Source organism: Cohnella sp. GCM10020058 (genome assembly GCF_042683485.1).
Taxonomy (GTDB): domain Bacteria; phylum Bacillota; class Bacilli; order Paenibacillales; family Paenibacillaceae; genus Cohnella.
The window spans coordinates 139669-157042 of record NZ_JBHUJV010000016.1 but is presented as its reverse complement, the minus strand read 5'-3'; the positions used below and the strand labels follow the sequence as shown (position 1 = coordinate 157042).

Below are 17374 nucleotides of genomic sequence, written 5' to 3'. Positions count from 1 at the left end.
CTATAATGAAACTTTGCAAAATTTAAAAGGCAGAGGAGTAAAGATGTGAGCATTAAAGACAAGGATCGAGCGGAGCTCGTGGGGCTCGTCCAAAATATTCGAGTGGGCATGGCAACGGCGGAGGCATCCGCATTGCGCCTAAAAAATAGCGGTGACACGCGTTTCGAGGATAAAATGATTGTTCTATTTCTCCATGAAATCGGAGGGCGGATTCGCCAGAAATACGGCCAAGCGTTCAAAAAGGAACTGGACCGCTACTCCAATATGGATCTGATCCAATTTTATATTAGTGCAGGCTTTGACAGAGAAGTCGAAGAGCTGCTCACGTCGACTGAACACTGAGGCTTAAGGACAGTATCAACTGGCCACGCAATAATTCGGATATCGAGACACCTGAATTACATTAATCAGTTTGTTCATCAGAGAGACGCCTGGTTGCTCGCTGGATCCGACTGTGATGCTGTCAATATTAAAGCCAAAACTTGATTATTAATGACGACCATTTTAACTGGAATTTGATCGCGCAGATCGCTAATTCTTGGGCACACATCTGCGCTCCCCCGTCCCCGTTAATGGAAATAACGAGGGGGCAAACGAAGAGTGGCACAGAAGGGTTACGTTTATTCATTTTTGTTTTTCACATGTCAGCCATCATTCTTGCTGGCTGTACGTCTAACAGCAGCAACAACAACGCTTCGGCATCTGAGGTTGCCGCAAGTGTACCGGCAGGGGAGAAGACGCTTACGATCTCATGGCCAAAGGACATTGGGCCTTTAAATCCTCATCAGTACGCGCCGAATGAATTTTTGCGCAAGGAATGTATTACGAGCCGCTTATCGATTATGGTGAAGGCGGCAAACTTGTTCCTAAGCTTGCCGAATCTTGGGATATCTCGGCAGACGGCAAAACTTACACCTTCCATTACGCAAGAACTTTAAATTTACGGACGGATCGGATTTTAACGCTGATGTTGTCAAAAAGAATTTTGACACGATTCTTGCTAATCGTTGACATGCAAGCATGACGTGGCGTTATCAGAGAGATTGAGACGACAGAAGTCGTTGACGAATCTACTTTTAAGATTACGTTGAAAAACCAATACTATCCGGCCCTTCAAGAGTTCGCTGTTGTTCGACCCTTGCGGTTCCTCGGTGCTGCCGGCTTCCCGGAAGACGGCAGTACGGTCAACGGATGCGTTCGTCAACCTGAGGGAATCAGGCAAGTTGGAAACGTCCGTCTCAGGTGCGCTTGCAAGTCGCGCGCTTATGCGTTGCGGGCCTGGAGTTGGGCAGCGACGATATCTGTCAAATCTTGTATGGTAATAAAGAAGAGCAGCCTGTCATTACCCATTTAGAGGAATATATCGTAGATCGTAAGCAACGAACGGTTTTTGACGGTAACGACAAAATTATTTTTACCAATAAAGAATTCGCATTCCTTTTATATTTTATTGAAAACAGAAATATAGTCGTTACCCGGGAACAGATTCTTGAAAAGTGTGGGGAACCAATTATTTCGGATCCGATCGCGTCGTCTACGATACAATACGTAGACTGGTTGTCTTCGATCATGTCAAGGAAAATCGTCTGGAAACAAGCATCAGTGTATCCGCGAAATAGATTAGCCGACTCCATGGCGGATATGAAAGAATCTCTGAAAATAGCGGATGAAGAAGAGAGAAAGTTTTTACAAAGTATTTCCCATGATTTGAAAACGGTTTTATAAAGGCACAAAAGGAAACTTTGGACTAGGATTAAGCATATCCAAGAAGATTGTAGATTTTTATGGAGGGACTATTAAGGCTGAAAATCAAAACGGCTTTGTTTGTTTTACATTGGTTTTCCGAAAAAATAACGTCTGTTATAAATGAAGACAAGGGTCATCCGTAAAGGATAGACCCTTAAGCTGCATATATTGCCCTCAAACAGCATTGAGCTATAACCTAACCGCGGACTGCTCGTTGACATGGTAACGTCCTATTGGCACCACGAGCGGGGAGGATGAAATGGGATCCTGTATCACGGTACAGTTTAGTCCGAATATATCCTTTACCAAATTGCTTGTGATGACTTTCGAAGGCGCGCCTTCAGCGACCAACTTGCCTTGGTGGAGCGCAAAGATATGGTCTGCATAGCGTGCGGACAGGTTAATGTCGTGCAGCACCATGACGATTGTCGTTCCGTGATTGCGGTTGAGGTCCGTCAGCAAGTCGAGAATCTCGATCTGATACGTAATGTCTAAAAAGGTCGTCGGTTCGTCAAGGAAGAGGATATCCGTCTGTTGCGCCAGCGCCATGGCAATCCAGACGCGCTGGCGTTGACCGCCGGACAGTTCGTCGATATTTTGATTGGCCAACTCGGTAATGTTCATAAGGGTCATTGCTTCGGCAACGGCTTCATAGTCTTGCTTGCTCCAACCGCCCAGCAGCGATTGATGCGGAAATCTTCCTCGCCCGACCAGATCGGTAACCGAGATGCCTTCCGGAACGATCGGCGATTGGGGAAGCAGGCCGACGACGCGGGCTAACTGCTTAGGCGGAATTTTGCCGAGCGGTTTATCGTCCAGGGTGATCTTGCCGGAAATAGGCTTGATCAGCCTGGCCAGCGTTTTCAGAAGGGTGGACTTCCCGCAGCCGTTGGAGCCGATGATGACGCTGATCTGATGATTCGGTATGACAAGATCTACGCCGTGAATAACCGTTTTATTTTCATAGCCGGCTACCACCTGCTCGGCTTGAAAACGATGCGTCGGTTTCATCACAATTCTCCCTTCCGATTCATGCGGATCAACAAGAAGATTAAGTACGGAGCTCCAAGCAATCCGGTGATGATGCCGACGGGAAATCTGTATGCAAAGGCGAATTGTCCGATCAGGTCCGACGCCAACACCAGATTAACGCCGACCAACCCGGCCGGAATGACGTTCGAGAAACCGACGCCGACGAGCCGCTTGGCGATCGGACCGGCAAGAAAGGAAACGAAGGCAATCGGCCCCGTAGTTGCAGTGGCGATGGCTGTCATGAAGACGGAGCTCACGATCAGCAGGATTCTCGTCCGATCCGTACTGACGCCGAGCGAGGTGGCGGATTGTTCGCCAAGCTCTAAAAGGCTGAGATGCTTGCCTAAAACGATGACGATGGGCGCAAAAACCATAATGGTAACGAACAGAGGCGGGAGCTTATCCAACTGGACGCCGTTCAGGCTGCCTGTGAGCCATCTGACGGCTGCGGGCACGTCTTGTTCCTTGCTGATCAGCAGCAAATAGGAGATTACCGCGTCAAGCATCGCCTGAATGCCGATCCCCACGAGGATCAGCCGTCCGATCGAGAATGCTTTTCCTCTGGACAAGGCATAAATGACGATGACCGTAGCCAGCCCCGCCAGGACGGAGGCCACGGAGACAAGAACTCCGCTCGCATGAAGGACCGTAATGCAAAAAACGGCCGCCGCGCTCGATCCCGAAGTAATGCCGATGACGTTCGGATTGGCAAGCGGATTGCGAAGCATGGTCTGAAAAACATAGCCGGCCACGCCAAAAGCAAAACCGGCCATCAGCCCGGCCAGCATGCGCGGCAGGCGGATCGTATGCACCGCAAAAGTTGCGCCTTTCAGTTGCTCGCCCAGAAGTACCCGAACGACATCCCGTAACGGATAGATCGTATTTCCCAGCAGCAGCATGGCACAGCAGAGCAATAATGCGAGTAAAGAAAGGGTTACGGTCACCAGCATCCATCTGCGGCGCCGTTGACGTCTGCCAGCCAGAATGATCGCTATCGAATGATTTGTCATAATGAACGCACTTTCGATCTCATAGCAACTATGATTAGTATTGGAGCGCCGATGAAGGCCGTGACCACGCCGACTTCAAGCTCTCCGGGACTGCCGATCAGTCGCCCGATCACGTCGGATACCGTCAATATGATGGCGCCGGACATGGCCGACATCGGAATGATGTATCTCAGGTCGGGACCGAGGATCAAGCGGATGACATGGGTCGCGAGCAGCCCGATAAAACCGATGGGACCAGCCAGCGCCGTCGCGGCGCCGCATAACAAAACGCCTGCAAGCGCCGCGATAAAGCGAAGGGTGCCGGTGCGAACGCCCAGTCCGGTAGCCACGTCGTCCCCCAAAGCCAGCGCATTCAGCGCGGGTGTCGCTACGAATCCGATTAGGAGTCCGACGATGAGAAAGGGCAAAAACGTCTCGATCCCGCTCCAGGTAGCCGAGCCGACGCTGCCCACTTGCCAGAAGCGGAATTGATCCATGACATACGACCGAGGGATCATGATTGCAGTGACGAGGGAGGACAATGCCGCGCTCGTCGCAGCCCCCGCCAGCACAAGCTTAATGGGCGTGGCGCCGCCACGCCCCATGGAGCCGATTCCGAATACGAACACAGCGGTAACCGCGGAGCCGGCCAAGGCGATCCAAATATATTCGTTGGCCGTGCTGATGTTCAAGAAGGCGACGCCGCAGACGACGAACAGGGAAGCGCCCATGTTCACGCCCAGTATGCTCGGGTCGGTAATCGGATTTCTGGTGACCGCCTGCATGAGCGCGCCGGACACGCCGAGCGCGGCGCCGCAGAACAAGCTGAATACGGTGCGGGAGATCCGCTTGCGGACGACATCCGCCCCGTAAGAGTCCGCCTCCGGTCGGAACAGGCCGTCGACCAGCTCATGCCAGCTGACCGAGCGGGAACCGAAAACGAGGGAGGCGACGACGCACGCCGACAGCAGGACGATACCGATAATGAGTGCCAAAGCGAAATGCTTTGGTATACGGGAGATTAGCGGGGCATGATTTGGAATCGGCGAACGATCCATTATGCTTTTTTAACGGCTTCAGAGATAAGCTTCAGATAATCGTCGATCGTATAGGCGATCGACAGCGGGTTTGGGTTGCCGGAAGCGGCGAGCGGTGTGCCGTTGCCGATGAATACGACGGAGCCGCGCTGGATCGCCGGAATCTTGCCGAGCAGCGAGTCTGCTTTAACCGCTTGATATAACGCATCGTCGCCGTAGCCGATAATGATATCGGCATCGTTCAGCATATCTGCATTCTCTGCGCTGAGGTTCATGGAGTAGCTGGTCGGATCCTCAATCTTGCTCGTCACGCTCTCCGGATATTCCAGGCCCATCTCGACCAGGAACGAGCCGCGCGGGTCGGCAGGCGTGTAGATATGCAGCTTGGACAAGTCTTTTGCCGAGAAGTTAACCCAAACGACTTTTTTACCCTTGATCTCCGGGTATTGGCTTACTTTCTCCTGTACGAGCGCTTCGGTATCCTTGATAAGCCGCTCGCCTTCTGCCTTCATACCCATGCCAGTCGCGTTCATCGTGACCTGCTCGCGCCATGTCGTCAGCCAAGGCGTGGTCGGATATGCGACGACAGGCGCAATCTTGCTAAGCGTATCGTATTCTTCCTGCGTTATGCCGGAGTAGGAGGCCAGAATGACGTCCGGATTCGAATCCGAGATCGCTTCAAAATCAAGTCCGTCCGTGTCTTGAAAAATGTTGGGGGCGCTTACGTTAAGCTCTTTGAGCTTCGCAGCCGTCCAGGGAAGAAGACCGCTGCCGTCCTGAACGCCGTAGTTCGCAGCGGAGAAGCCGACCGGCACGACGCCGAGCGCCAGGGCTACATCGTGATTGGCCCATTGAATGGTTGCGACGCGCTCCGGTTTCTTTTCAATGACAGTTTCGCCGAAGGCGTGCTTGATGACGATCGGATATTGGACCTCTTCTTGGGAGGCGTCTGAGGCGGAAGGAGAAGCTGCAGAAGGGGAGGCAAGGGCGCTAGCGGAAGCGCTCGCCGATGAAGAAGGAGAAGCCGACGAACTGCCATTCGAGTTGGAATTGCCGTCACCGCAAGCGGCGAGTGAGACTGCCAATAACGCAGTTACGAACAAGGTGAAGAATGAGGACTTACGTTTTGCGTTCATAGATGTTGAACCCTTCCTTTTCTGTTCTGTTTGTTGTTTAATAAACGATAATGATTCTCATCCTCAATAGACTATACAGACTTTGAAACGACCTGTCAACCTCGAGCGTTTGACCGCGTCGTCCGTTTTGGTTATTCGAATTGCACTGAAGGGGCGCTTATATGGAAACCCATTCTCATCGACAACGCGTTAAAATACACCGAAAAATCCATCGACATTATGTGACGAAAGAGGCGGCGAATGCCATCATAAGGGTCAAAGATTACGGGATCGGCATCGCGCAAGAGGATATCGAAAATGTCTTTGAACGCTTTTACCGCGTCGATTCCTCCAGAAACCGTAAGACCGGCGGGACCGGGCTTGGATTGTCGATCGCTAAATCGATCGTTAGCGAACACCATGGCAAGATCCGCATTGCAAGCTCAGTTGGTGCAGGTGCGGAGGTTATCTTGCATCTGCCTGTAGACCAGAAGAACAAAGGCTGAACTATTGTCAAAAGATCTTAACAAGACCTCAGTTGCTCAGTACTTGATAAACGCTGCCGAACCGGCCTCTAAATACTGGCTTACCGAATTGCTTGGTCCATTCGTCAAGCAACAACGATGACTGAGTTCGCTGAGCGATTATGTAATCTGGTTGATCTGAATGGACGATTGCAGGTAACCTCTCAGAAAATCCATACATCGACCGTTCAAAAGCTGTCCAACCGTAAATGCCTTTGGATCCATCTGTAATGAACGGATCTTGTCTTCCATCGCTAAGCGCATCTCCGCCTCGAAAGAGCACATAACCGGACTTTCCATAGGGCGCCATGACTTTTGGATGTTCTCCTAGAGTTGTATGTTCAATAATATAGGTCATTTCTTCCACCGGGTATTGGGTTGGATTTACATTCGTAGGAAAAAGAAAAGCAACTCCTGTCTGTAACGAGAGCCCAATTGCCGCATATTTGAGAAAAGCGGACTTCTTGAACGTAAACGCAAATACTCTGAGCCGTGGAAATGCTTCAACCGCCGTTGCTGCGAAGTAGGGAAAGTACAGCCATAAAAGGGCAGAATCGCCGGAAACGACAATGGTGCCATGTACGATGTTCCGATATGTGAACTTGCGCCGCTCCAATCGCTCCATTCTCCCCCAATAATCGAAGACGGTTCCCCGCTGGTGATTCGTTTTCTTATTAAAATAACACGCATTTCTTAACTCTCTATTAACCATCCCGCCTAGCATGATGAGTTAAAAATGATTTAAACAACAATTATTATCTATGACAATAGCCATTCCGCATGGGAAATCTACGTGCATGAAGTCAAAAATGACGCTTCAAATTAATCCCCAGTTAAGAATTTGTTTATTTTTATCCTTTAGCATAGGACTCGTTCCTGATGCTGAAGGGGGAGAAGATATGACGATTCATCGAAACGAGCCCAAAAGTTGGCTTAACAAAGTACCGGAAGTTACGATTTTCTTTTGGATCATTAAAGTTTTATGTACGACGGTAGGCGAGACTTTTTCCGATTTTTTGAACATCAACGCAGGATTGGGTTTGACGCTCACGACGGTTCTAATGGGAGTCGCTTTTCTCGTCGTTCTTTTTCTTCAATTCAAAGCAAGCAAATACGTGCCGATTTTATATTGGCTTACCGTCGTGCTGATCAGCGTCTTCGGAACTTTAGTCACGGATAATCTAACAGACGCGCTGGGCGTGCCGCTCGAGACGAGTACGATCGTATTTAGCGGATTATTAGCGCTAACCTTGTTTTTGTGGTACATGAGCGAAAAGACGCTCTCGATTCATTCGATCTTCACGATACGAAGAGAAGCCTTCTATTGGCTGACGATCTTGTTTACGTTCGCGCTTGGAACCGCGGTCGGCGACTTGTTCTCCGAACAGCTCGGCCTTGGTTATCTGAAAACGGGGATCGCCGTCCTTATGGTTATCGCAGTTGTCTTTGCCGCTTGGAAGGGAAAGCTCAACGAGGTTTTGGCGTTCTGGATCGCCTATATTCTTACCCGTCCGCTTGGCGCCTCGCTAGGGGATTACTTATCGCAATCCAAAGTGAACGGCGGCCTTGCGCTCGGAGCCACCATCACCAGTGTGATTTTCTTGATCGCCATTGTGGCTATTATCGTATTCCTGGGCGTATCGAAAGTCGACGTCATAGTGAACAAGGAATCGAGCACGCCCAAGTCAGGCAATCAAAGCGCGAAGAGCGTGTTCCTGCAAACCTCTGCGGCATTGATCGTATTTTTGGCTGTCGGGATCGGAGGGTACGAATGGTGCACTAAAAATATCGTGCCGGAAGTCGATGCGTCCCAAACGAGTTTAAGCGGTCAATTGGCGGATTTCATTGCAATAGAGAATGAAATGCTTCAGGCCGTCCATACAGGCGATTTCGCCACAGCTAAAACCGACGCGAATCAATTGGAGCATGACTGGGATAAAGCGGAGCCTAAGTTAAGAAAAATCGATCGAAAAACGTGGACCGGGATCGACGGGACGATCGATGACGTCCTGGCGGCTACGCGAGCGAAACAGCCGAACGAAAGCAAGTGTGAAAACGTATTGCAAGAATCGCTTAATTCGCTGAATCAGGCGAATGCATAACCAACGCTTTGCAAGTTGATCGAATTGACGAAGGAGCGTGTCCAGTTCGTGCAAAATATCGGAAATGCAATCATTCAGGGAATCGTAGAAGGACTGACGGAGTTTCTACCCGTTTCTTCGACAGGGCATCTTATATTGACGGGTAAATTGCTCGGGTTTACGGGGGAGCAAGCCGATACGTTTGAAATTGTCATCCAATTGGGAGCGATTCTTGCAGTAGCCTTCATTTACTGGCGTCGCATCTTGAGTTTATTCGGATTAGTCGGAATCGAATCCTCGAGCAATTCCCAGCCGCATTCCGCGTCCAGATTAAATCTCATACATGTCATCCTGGCTTGCTTGCCGGCCATGATTCTTGGATTACTCCTGCATTCGTTTATTAAATCGTATTTATTCTCGCCCTACACGGTGCTTGTCGGGCTCGTGCTTGGCGGGGTGTTCATGATATTCGGTCAAAAAAGACAACCGGCGGTTCAAGCCGAAGGCATGGATCAACTGACTTATAAGCAAGCTATATGGATTGGATTGTATCAGTGTCTGGCCCTATGGCCGGGGTTTTCCAGATCGGGGGCGACGATCGTCGGCGGTCTGATCACGGGCGTAAGTTACCGTGCGGCGACCAATTTCTCCTTCCTGATCGCGATTCCGATGATGTTTGCGGCGAGCGGCTATGAGTTGTTAAAAAGCTACTCTACGTTGACGTCATCGGATATCGGCTTTTTCGCTGTCGGCTTTATCGTCGCGTTTGCGGTGGCCTTTTTGGCTGTCCTCACTTTTCTGAAGCTGCTTGAACGATTCAAGCTTGCTCCTTTTGCCTATTATCGTTTCGGTCTGGCAATCGTCTTCTTTATTTATTTAATAATAAAGGGCGGAGCTTAGTCTCTGGTCCGCAAGCGCCAATCCGTATAGAGCGATCCGATTCATTCGGATGGCTCTTTTTTTGAATGGCTTCAGTTCACATTTAGTTAAGAAACGCTTCATTTGCACTTTAGAATTCTTGCCTATATTGAAGAGGCCGTATTCATTCGCAAGTGGAGGTCCGTAACAATGTCGATCCTATCCAACTTCCCGCTTCTTGCGGCTGTCAGCGCGATCGTTGCCGCTCAATTTGTAAAGGTTCCATTTTATCTTGTCATGAATCGAACGTGGAAAATTGGATCGTCATAAGCCTGCTGCTTCAAGGCGCTTTTTCGATTGCATAACGGAAAGGGGAAGCGGCGATGAGGGAACGGAAATCGACGGTTCTTATTGTTTTTGCCCGCTTCGGGGAAGGTCACTATCAGGCGGCGAAAGCACTGGAACAACAATTTGTCATGCAAGGGCAAACCGTCGTGCATCTTGTCGACCTTTTTGAGGAAGCTCACCCCGTCTTCAATGCCATTTCCCGGACGGTGTACGCTAAGAGTATGGTCTGGTTTCCGAAGGTTTACGGTTGGAGCTATAACCTCACGAACGGTATGAAGCACGATCGCTTATTCGGAAGGTGGATACATGCGATGGGGCGTCGCAGAATGGAGGAACTTCTAAGAACGATCAATCCGGACGTCATCGTTCACACGTTCCCGTTTCTTGCCGTCTACTCGGTGATGGAAAGGAGCGGAATCACCATACCCAGTTACACGCTGATTACAGATTATGATCTGCACACCAGGTGGGTGCATCCGCAGACGGACGGTTATTTTGTGGCGACGAACGAGTTGAAGGCGCAACTGATGGATACCGGCATTCGTGCGGAACGCATTCATGTCACGGGCATTCCCATTCGCCATCAATTCCGGTCCACTTATCGTTCCCGGCTGGAGGTCTGTCGCGAGGATAGCCGGGATCCTGATCGGACGTATGTTCTAGTCATGGCAAATGCATTAAAGGATCACAAGCGTCTCATCACGGAGCTGCTAAAACTTCCGTCCTCCGTTACGCTGCTTCTCGTTGCCGGGCGAAACGTCAAACTCTATCGCCGGTTAACGAAATGCTACGCTAACAGGGACCGCGTACAGGTGATCGGATTCGTTGACCACCTGGAAGCATACATGTCGGTCGCGGCTTGCATAGTGACCAAAGCAGGCGGTATTACATTAACCGAGGCGATCGCGATGAGAGTGCCGGTCGTCGTATACCGGCCAATACCGGGACAAGAGAAGAGCAATGCCGACTACTGGGAAGAACGTTATGTACTTCGCTCCACTTACGATACCCAATCGACCAGGGCAACTGTGGAAGAGTTCTTATCCGTAAAGGCAGTCGCTGAGGCAAACGGCGACTTTGGCAACGCATCTGAAGCTATCGTAAATGAAGTGCTCCGCGAAGACGCTGCGCATCGCGCTTTACAGCGAGCGGATAACCACATGCTAGGCAGGCGAGTTGTACATGAAGCTCATTAAACGAGTCAAGAATCAATTTAATGGCGTCCCGTTCGACAGATTATACCTGGTCCTCTTTCTGATCGAATTCGCTCGCGGCGCGATCTTGGTATCCTATCTGCCGGGTTATGCAGCGGATCGGCTGGGATTGACCGTCTCCGCGGTCGGAATCGCGGTCTCGGTACATTATCTGGCGGACAGCTGCGTTAAACTATGGATCGGCTTTATCATGGACCGTATGTCGCAAAAGGCAATCATCGTCATCGGATTAGCGCTAAGTATCTTCAGTCTGATCTTAATAAAGGATTCGTATTCTACGGGACGTTTGGTGCTCTCGACGGCGCTGCTCGGTCTGGGCGGCTCACCGCTATGGATCGCTTGTCTCACCAGAATCGATCCGGTTCGCAGATCGGAACAGATGGGCGTGCTTTACTTTTTTTGGCTTGCCGGACTAGGAGCGGGTCCGGTCGCGATTAACTTCGCGCTGGGATTCGGGTACCACGCGGCTTTCCTGGTAATCCTCATTTTGCTTGCAGGGGCTATGCCGATCGCGCTGAGTAGTCCGTCCGGCCCGGCACCTGCAGTTACGACTATGGGATTCAAAGAGCAATGCTCGGACTTTTTCATCCGCGCCAAATCAATGGGGATCGTGCTTCCGATCATGATGGTCCAGACGTTGGCCGGGGGACTTTTGCTGCCGGTACTGTCCCGGTTTGCCAGGTCCGGTATCGGCCTGACGCCTGCACAGCTGTCAATCGTCATGATATCGGGAGGCGCCGCGGCGGGGCTGAGTCTTATTCCGCTAGGCAAGCTGAACGACCGTTTGGCAGGCAAGGGTCTTTTGGCCGGCGGATTCAGTACCCTCTCAGTCGCTATATTTCTCCTTCCGTTTACCCACCGCTTCCTGCAGGCCGAGCTGCTGGCCATTCTGATCGGTGTCTCCTATGCTGCGCTGCTTCCGGCCTGGAACGCTTTGCTGGCGGGTTATGTACCTGAAAATGCCCAAGGCGCAGGTTGGGGACTGATGTCGTCGGTAGAAGGAATCGGCGTCATTCTGGGCCCGATTGCGGGCGGGTGGCTGGCGGAACGTTATCATTTGTCGGCGCCGATGTGGGGGTGTGCCGCCTTGTTCGGACTTTGCGCCGCTCTGTATATGACAGGAATCGGCCGGCGACATCGCGCCAATGCCGCTTCCTATTAAGTCGATGGACAAGAGGTGATGAATGTTGCAACATGTCATGAACTGGATTACGGACAGCGCGCTCCATTTGATTGCCGCAATGGGCGTATGGGGCATTTTTGTCGGCATGGTGCTGGAGAGCGCATGTATTCCGATCCCCAGCGAGGTTCTGATGCTGAGCGGCGGCGTTCTGGTCGCGCAGCATAGTCTGACTTTTGCGGAAGCGGTCGCGGCAGGCGTTCTTGGCAATCTGGTCGGCTCCGTGATCGCCTATTATATCGGTGCGATCGGCGGTAGGAGGCTCCTCGAACGATACGGCAAATACATCTTGTTTAAGGCGCAGCATATGGAACATGCCCAGCGATGGTTCGACAAATACGGCCAGCGAACGGTTTTCTTTACGCGTATGCTGCCCTTTATTCGCACCTTCATCTCGCTGCCCGCCGGCATCGCAAGGATGAATGCAGGCAGGTTCTTACTCTTCACGTTTTTAGGTTGTATACCTTGGAATGCAGCGCTGGTCTATCTGGGATATAAGCTAGGGGACCATTGGGACGCGGTAGAGAAGTTTTTGCACCCTATCAGCTATTTGTTGGCCGCGGCGACGGTTTGCGCGATTGCGTGGTGGCTGCTAAAACGCAGGCGGGAGCAATCGACACAAAAATAAGAGGGACATTTCCGTGCAGACATCCATTCCCACAAATCCTACCCGCAAGCGGCGGTGACAAAGTGAATATTTTACTCGCTGAAGACGACAAAAAATTAGGGAAATTAGTGAAATATATACTTGAGAAGAAAGGAGGCTATTATGTCGATTGGGTCGACAACGGCAACGATGCCCTGGATTACGCCAAAGGGTCATCCTATGAAGTATTGATTTTGGACTGGATGCTGCCCGGCAAGGACGGTGTGGAGGTTTGTAAAAGTTTACGAACGGCAAATTATAGGCAGGCCATCCTTCTGTTAACCGCCAGGGACGCGCTGAAGGATAAAATACTCGGATTGGACGCCGGCGCCGATGACTATTTGACAAAGCCGATTGAGATGGACGAACTGCTTGCCCGCCTCCGTTCCATCGCACGACGTAATTTTGCTCCTATAAAATCGGATTTAATGACATTTGGGGCGTATTCACTTAATCGGACGTCACATCAGTTATTTAAAAACGATGAAGAGATTTTACTGAGTCAAAGGGAGTACCAGCTGCTCGATTTGTTTCTTCAGAACAAAGGAAATGCGCTCACACGAGAAGTCATCCTGGACCGAATTTGGGGAATCGGGAACGAGGTCTCCTATAAGAATGTAGATGTTACGGTTAAGATGCTCCGGGACAAGCTGGAGGCCGAGCAAGGGGAACCCCTTATCCAGAGCGTAAGGGGAGTGGGGTACAGGTTTGAAAAATAATCGTATGAAAAAAGCCGACTTGTTTTTGCAAACGAGAAGAAAGTTAACCTTTTCCTATTCCTGGCTAATCATCGTGTTCTTATTATTGTTTGCCTCCATTGTTTCTGTTTTTTTTCTGGGGATGACGTATCGTGAACAGCGCCAATCGCTCCAGAACGCTTTGTATGCAGCCGATGGCGGGCAGGTAGAGGTACCGCACCTCTTGAGCGCCTCCAGCGGAGGTTTATACTTTATGTATTTTGTTGGAGGAAACGGAAATGTGATCGCGGGGAGCGATGTCTCTCCTGATCAAAGAAATCTGAATTTAAAGACGATTGAGCATTGGAATCCTCATCGAACGGGATACCGGTTGAAGTGGTTGCCTGAGTCGCATAGCCACCGTGAAGCGGAATTCAGAAGTGAAGGAGATCGGCTGTTATTCGTGGGCGCGCGTCCTTATATCATGGAGGATGGGAAAAAAGTTGTCATTTATGCAGCTAAGGACGTCACCTTTTACTTAGAGGCGTTCCAAAACCTGCTGATCGTTCTATTTTTCATTTTTACTGGATTTATAGCGATTGCAGTATGGCTAAGTTATTCAATGTCCAAAAAAGCAATGATTCCGATCCAGCGCGCGTATCGGCAGCAGCAGCAATTTTTAGCTGATGCTTCGCATGAGCTCCGAACCCCTCTTAGTATTATGAATACATCATTGGAAGTCATTGAATTCGAGAACGGAAGCGGCTTCACGCCTTATACAAGCGAAGTCATGTCGGATATGCAAGAAGAGATTGGGAGGATGAGCGGAATGGTTCAGCATTTGTTGATGTTGGCCCGTTCTGACGCCGGCGCAGTTGAATTCCAGGCGACATCCTTGGACTTGGTGCCGAAAATTCGCCAATGGGTTCAAGCTTTTGAAGCAGCAGCTCGTCAGAAACGGATTATGCTGGTGACGAGACTACCTGAAAAAATGGCTGTTCATGCGGATATCGAACGCCTAAAGCAATTGGTGTATATCCTCTTGGACAACGCCATTAAGTATACGGAGGATGACGGGACGGTCGACGTTATGCTGAGCAGGAATCAGAAACAATGGGTTTTTATCGTGCAGGATTCGGGCATCGGTATTCCGGAGAACGAACGGAAGCGGATTTTCGATCGATTTTATCGGGTTGAGGCCCATCGTTCACGCGACTTAGGCAGCGCCGGTCTCGGTTTATCGATCGCAAAGTGGATTGTCGAAGTGCAACAAGGATCGATCGAAGTGGAGAGTTCCATCGGAGAAGGAAGCAAGTTTATCGTAAAGTTCCCCCTTGTCTAGCGAGCGTATCCCATTTACCGAGCTTTTACTTTTCGAGACTATATTAAAGCATGTAGAAACAAACGACATGGAAAGGAATGAATGAAACATGGGATCCGGTAAACCTTGGTTTAAACGGCTGCTGATTACCGCCGGAATCGTCGCTATTGTCGGTGTCGGCATCCATTGGGCAACAGAGAACGAGCACCTGGCGTTTAATCGCGAAAAGGAAAATATTGAAAACTCGACATCGGCACAGGGCAGAGAGGATTGGAACAAAACTGGCGATCGCGAGGAGAGAGGGTTGAGGGGAGAGGACGGAGAGCACGAAGAGCACGACGGTCTTGATGCCGGCGCCGCCGCAGGCGGCTTCATCATCCTAGGCGGCTTGACGTATTGGTTGGTCAGGAGAAGGAAGAAGTCGCGTGGTTCATATGCAGCCGAGAGCGCGCCAGTCTTGCCATCTACCTCCGATTTTTTAGACCAATGGGAAAGAGAACAAACCAACAAAAAGGAGTCGAACTAAATGAGTATCTTAAAGCGAGTAAAGTCCCTGTTTTTGGCGGAAACGAACGGATGGTTGGACAAGTATGAGCAGCCGGTCAACATGGCCAATCAATACCTCCGCGAATTCGAGCAAGAGCTCTCGAAGGGACAGCATGCGCTGGCCAATCAGCTATTTATCGAAAAAAGACAAGCTGCTCTGATTGTAGAGACCGAAGCTGCGCTCGAAAAGAGGGTACGCCAAGCGAGGCTGGCCGTTAAGCAGGGCGAGGAGCATGTAGCGAGGCTTGCTTTGCAGGACAAGCTGCTGTTGGATAAGAAGCTCAATGCTTATCGTACGCAGTTCGCAACGGTTCAAGAGCAAACCAAGGCGCTGGAGGAAAAAATCGCGCAATTGCTGGTTCAGTATGAAGAGTACAACCATCGTCGCCTCCTGTTGGCTTCCCGTGTGAACGTCGCGAGCTCCATCAAGGACATGAATCAAAAGATGGTATCTTTCCAAACAGAAAGTGTGGCAAAAGGATTTGCACGCGTGGAAGAAAAGGTACTGAAAATGGAAGCGGAAGTGGAAGCAATCGCACATTTCTCTGCGCCAGCCAAGCGTGCTGCACCTCAATATCTGGATCCAAGCCTTACGGCGGATATTGAAGAAGCGCTGATAGAATTGAAACAAGAAGCTCAATCATAATTAAATTAGGTCAAACTGCCGGGTATCTCTATTAGGGGATACCCATTTCTTTGTTTAAGGCTTCTGATTCCTCTATCGGATATATTCGCAAATATTCAAGCAATTGATGGATAAGACGCCCATGTCCTACATGACCGACCTGAGAATAAATAAAGCCAAAGAACTGCTGCTGACGACGGATAAGCCGGTATCCGATATTGCAGCGAATCGGCGCTATCGCCGCTTGCGCTGCTTGCCGCGATTGCGAAGTAACAAGCGAGATTGAAATGGGAGCCGACAGCTTGCCGGCTCCTTTATTTAGACTTTTTCCTGGCGACGAAAGACCATCGCCGCGACTATAAGCAACATCGGCAGCACATAAAAAAGGTTATCGAGCAGCGGCCAGACGACGTTCACCATCTCGTTGAGCGAGGATTCCTTCGTGTAGGTGGTAATGGACAAGAGAAGGCATACGAATGCGACCGGCAAGGTGAACAACCGCTCATCGCGGAGGTTCAGCCACTCGACGACGGTGCGGACGAGGATAAACAGCAGAATCGCAGCTTTGAAGTAAAAGCCGACGATCAGGGAGAAGCCGATGACCGATTCGATTCGTTCGATAAATTCGCGAATGAAGATCAGCCGGGCGAGTTGGAATAAAGAGTACTTGAGGTCGCCGGTTAACGGGCCAAGGACCAGAAGGCTGCCGAGGATGGAAACGAGGAGAAGGAAACCGTTGACGGCTAAGGCGATATAAAGATGCTTGCTTAACTTGCGGGAATCCGCTCGCCGGACGAGCTGCAGGACAAAAGCGAAAACGATCAGTTCGGAATAAGGAAAGCCGTAAGCGATATAGGCGGACTGCAGTAAGGGGCCGATGCCGTGCGGCAAAATCGGAAGCAGAAATCCGGGTTGAAACAAATTCGATACGAGAATAAGCACGACAAAAATGAAAACAATCATCAGCGCGAGCAGCAAAGCCGACATGCGCGCGATGACGACGATTCCGGCTCTTGCGGTTAGGGCGATCATAAGGAACATAAGCGCGTGGACGACACTCGTCGGCGTTTCCTTTAGCATCGTGCTCTTGAAAAACAACCCGATCTCGCTGACAATGCCGGCTACGTTCCAGAACATAACGACAATGACGGGAAACATAACGATATTTGCAGGCACCTGACCGAAGAGGTGCCGGCAGTTTGCAAGCAACGACAAGTCCGGACGCTTGCGGTAGAGGTACAAAATGCAATACAGATAGACGGCTCCCATGCTCCAGGCCAATAGAAGAGACAGCCATGCCCCTGCGCCGGCTGCATGGGCAAGCGCAGCGGGGATAAGAACGATGGAAGAGCCGGTCATGAAAAACAGAAACAAGGTGGCCATTTGAGCGGAACTGATATTTGACGGTTGACTCATGGCTGTGTCAATTCCTCCT

The 17374-nt window shown here is 50.5% G+C and carries 19 protein-coding genes and 1 pseudogene; 13 read left to right on the top strand and 7 right to left on the bottom strand.

What is annotated here, in order from left to right; genetic code table 11:
- Positions 1 to 45 precede the first annotated feature (45 nt).
- Positions 46 to 342, top strand: a complete 297-nt coding sequence (locus ACFSR7_RS27165) for a hypothetical protein (protein ID WP_378167073.1) — start codon at positions 46 to 48, stop codon at positions 340 to 342.
- A 125-nt stretch (positions 343 to 467) separates the two neighbouring features.
- On the opposite strand, the pseudogene ACFSR7_RS27160 reads toward ACFSR7_RS27165, so the two are convergent.
- A pseudogene (locus ACFSR7_RS27160) lies at positions 468 to 586 on the bottom strand (thiamine pyrophosphate-dependent enzyme); the annotation flags it as partial.
- 656 nt (positions 587 to 1242) lie between these two features.
- Here ACFSR7_RS27160 and ACFSR7_RS27155 point away from each other — a divergent pair.
- Positions 1243 to 1725, top strand: coding sequence for a winged helix-turn-helix domain-containing protein (locus ACFSR7_RS27155; protein ID WP_378167071.1), 483 nt, complete (start codon positions 1243 to 1245; stop codon positions 1723 to 1725).
- Positions 1726 to 1935: 210 nt separating this feature from the next.
- On the opposite strand, the gene ACFSR7_RS27150 is transcribed toward ACFSR7_RS27155, so the two are convergent.
- From ACFSR7_RS27150 to ACFSR7_RS27135, 4 genes are read right to left on the bottom strand one after another with little or no spacing between them, the layout of a single operon-like run.
- Positions 1936 to 2757, bottom strand: coding sequence for an ABC transporter ATP-binding protein (locus ACFSR7_RS27150; RefSeq protein ID WP_378167193.1), 822 nt, complete (start codon positions 2755 to 2757; stop codon positions 1936 to 1938).
- A complete protein-coding gene (locus ACFSR7_RS27145; protein WP_378167069.1) occupies positions 2757 to 3788 on the bottom strand; it encodes a FecCD family ABC transporter permease in 1032 nt (343 codons plus the stop codon). The genes ACFSR7_RS27150 and ACFSR7_RS27145 overlap by 1 nt, the downstream gene beginning before the upstream one ends.
- Positions 3785 to 4825, bottom strand: a complete 1041-nt coding sequence (locus tag ACFSR7_RS27140) for a FecCD family ABC transporter permease (protein WP_378167067.1) — start codon at positions 4823 to 4825, stop codon at positions 3785 to 3787. The genes ACFSR7_RS27145 and ACFSR7_RS27140 overlap by 4 nt, the downstream gene beginning before the upstream one ends.
- Positions 4825 to 5940: an iron-siderophore ABC transporter substrate-binding protein gene (locus tag ACFSR7_RS27135; protein ID WP_378167066.1), complete on the bottom strand. Its 1116-nt coding sequence runs from the start codon at positions 5938 to 5940 to the stop codon at positions 4825 to 4827. Before ACFSR7_RS27135 ends, ACFSR7_RS27140 begins: the two co-directional genes overlap by 1 nt.
- Positions 5941 to 6101: 161 nt before the next feature.
- On the opposite strand from ACFSR7_RS27135, the gene ACFSR7_RS27130 reads away from it, so the two are divergent.
- Positions 6102 to 6425, top strand: a complete 324-nt coding sequence (locus tag ACFSR7_RS27130; RefSeq protein ID WP_378167064.1) for a sensor histidine kinase — start codon at positions 6102 to 6104, stop codon at positions 6423 to 6425.
- Positions 6426 to 6453: 28 nt separating this feature from the next.
- On the opposite strand, the gene ACFSR7_RS27125 is transcribed toward ACFSR7_RS27130, so the two are convergent.
- The gene (locus ACFSR7_RS27125; RefSeq protein ID WP_378167062.1) at positions 6454 to 7059 is read right to left on the bottom strand and encodes a hypothetical protein; all 606 of its coding nucleotides are present in this window, start codon (positions 7057 to 7059) and stop codon (positions 6454 to 6456) included.
- Positions 7060 to 7240: 181 nt separating this feature from the next.
- Between ACFSR7_RS27125 and ACFSR7_RS27120 the strand changes: the two genes are divergently transcribed.
- The 10 genes from ACFSR7_RS27120 to ACFSR7_RS27075 all read left to right on the top strand — a co-directional run bounded on the left by ACFSR7_RS27120 (position 7241) and on the right by ACFSR7_RS27075 (position 16225).
- The gene (locus ACFSR7_RS27120) at positions 7241 to 8545 is read left to right on the top strand and encodes a COG4705 family protein (protein ID WP_378167060.1); all 1305 of its coding nucleotides are present in this window, start codon (positions 7241 to 7243) and stop codon (positions 8543 to 8545) included.
- A 48-nt stretch (positions 8546 to 8593) separates the two neighbouring features.
- Positions 8594 to 9424, top strand: coding sequence for an undecaprenyl-diphosphate phosphatase (locus ACFSR7_RS27115; RefSeq protein ID WP_378167059.1), 831 nt, complete (start codon positions 8594 to 8596; stop codon positions 9422 to 9424).
- Between the two features lie 341 nt (positions 9425 to 9765).
- Complete coding sequence (locus ACFSR7_RS27110; RefSeq protein WP_378167057.1) at positions 9766 to 10926, top strand: MGDG synthase family glycosyltransferase; 1161 nt, start codon at positions 9766 to 9768, stop codon at positions 10924 to 10926.
- Entirely contained in the window at positions 10913 to 12106 is a 1194-nt protein-coding gene (locus ACFSR7_RS27105; protein WP_378167056.1) for an MFS transporter, read from the top strand. Before ACFSR7_RS27110 ends, ACFSR7_RS27105 begins: the two co-directional genes overlap by 14 nt.
- A gap of 22 nt (positions 12107 to 12128) precedes the next feature.
- Positions 12129 to 12752, top strand: a complete 624-nt coding sequence (locus ACFSR7_RS27100; protein WP_378167055.1) for a DedA family protein — start codon at positions 12129 to 12131, stop codon at positions 12750 to 12752.
- A gap of 62 nt (positions 12753 to 12814) precedes the next feature.
- Positions 12815 to 13489: a response regulator transcription factor gene (locus ACFSR7_RS27095; RefSeq protein ID WP_378167191.1), complete on the top strand. Its 675-nt coding sequence runs from the start codon at positions 12815 to 12817 to the stop codon at positions 13487 to 13489.
- On the top strand, positions 13479 to 14789 hold the full coding sequence (locus ACFSR7_RS27090; protein ID WP_378167053.1) for a sensor histidine kinase: 1311 nt from the start codon (positions 13479 to 13481) through the stop codon (positions 14787 to 14789). Before ACFSR7_RS27095 ends, ACFSR7_RS27090 begins: the two co-directional genes overlap by 11 nt.
- 88 nt (positions 14790 to 14877) lie before the next feature.
- Positions 14878 to 15294 (top strand): hypothetical protein, encoded by a 417-nt coding sequence (locus ACFSR7_RS27085; protein WP_378167051.1) that lies wholly within the window; start codon positions 14878 to 14880, stop codon positions 15292 to 15294.
- The gene (locus ACFSR7_RS27080) at positions 15295 to 15960 is read left to right on the top strand and encodes a PspA/IM30 family protein (protein ID WP_378167049.1); all 666 of its coding nucleotides are present in this window, start codon (positions 15295 to 15297) and stop codon (positions 15958 to 15960) included.
- A 79-nt stretch (positions 15961 to 16039) separates the two neighbouring features.
- Positions 16040 to 16225, top strand: coding sequence for a helix-turn-helix domain-containing protein (locus ACFSR7_RS27075; RefSeq protein WP_378167189.1), 186 nt, complete (start codon positions 16040 to 16042; stop codon positions 16223 to 16225).
- A 32-nt stretch (positions 16226 to 16257) separates the two neighbouring features.
- On the opposite strand, the gene ACFSR7_RS27070 is transcribed toward ACFSR7_RS27075, so the two are convergent.
- Positions 16258 to 17355, bottom strand: a complete 1098-nt coding sequence (locus tag ACFSR7_RS27070) for a GerAB/ArcD/ProY family transporter (protein ID WP_378167047.1) — start codon at positions 17353 to 17355, stop codon at positions 16258 to 16260.
- Between the last annotated feature and the right edge of the window lie 19 nt (positions 17356 to 17374).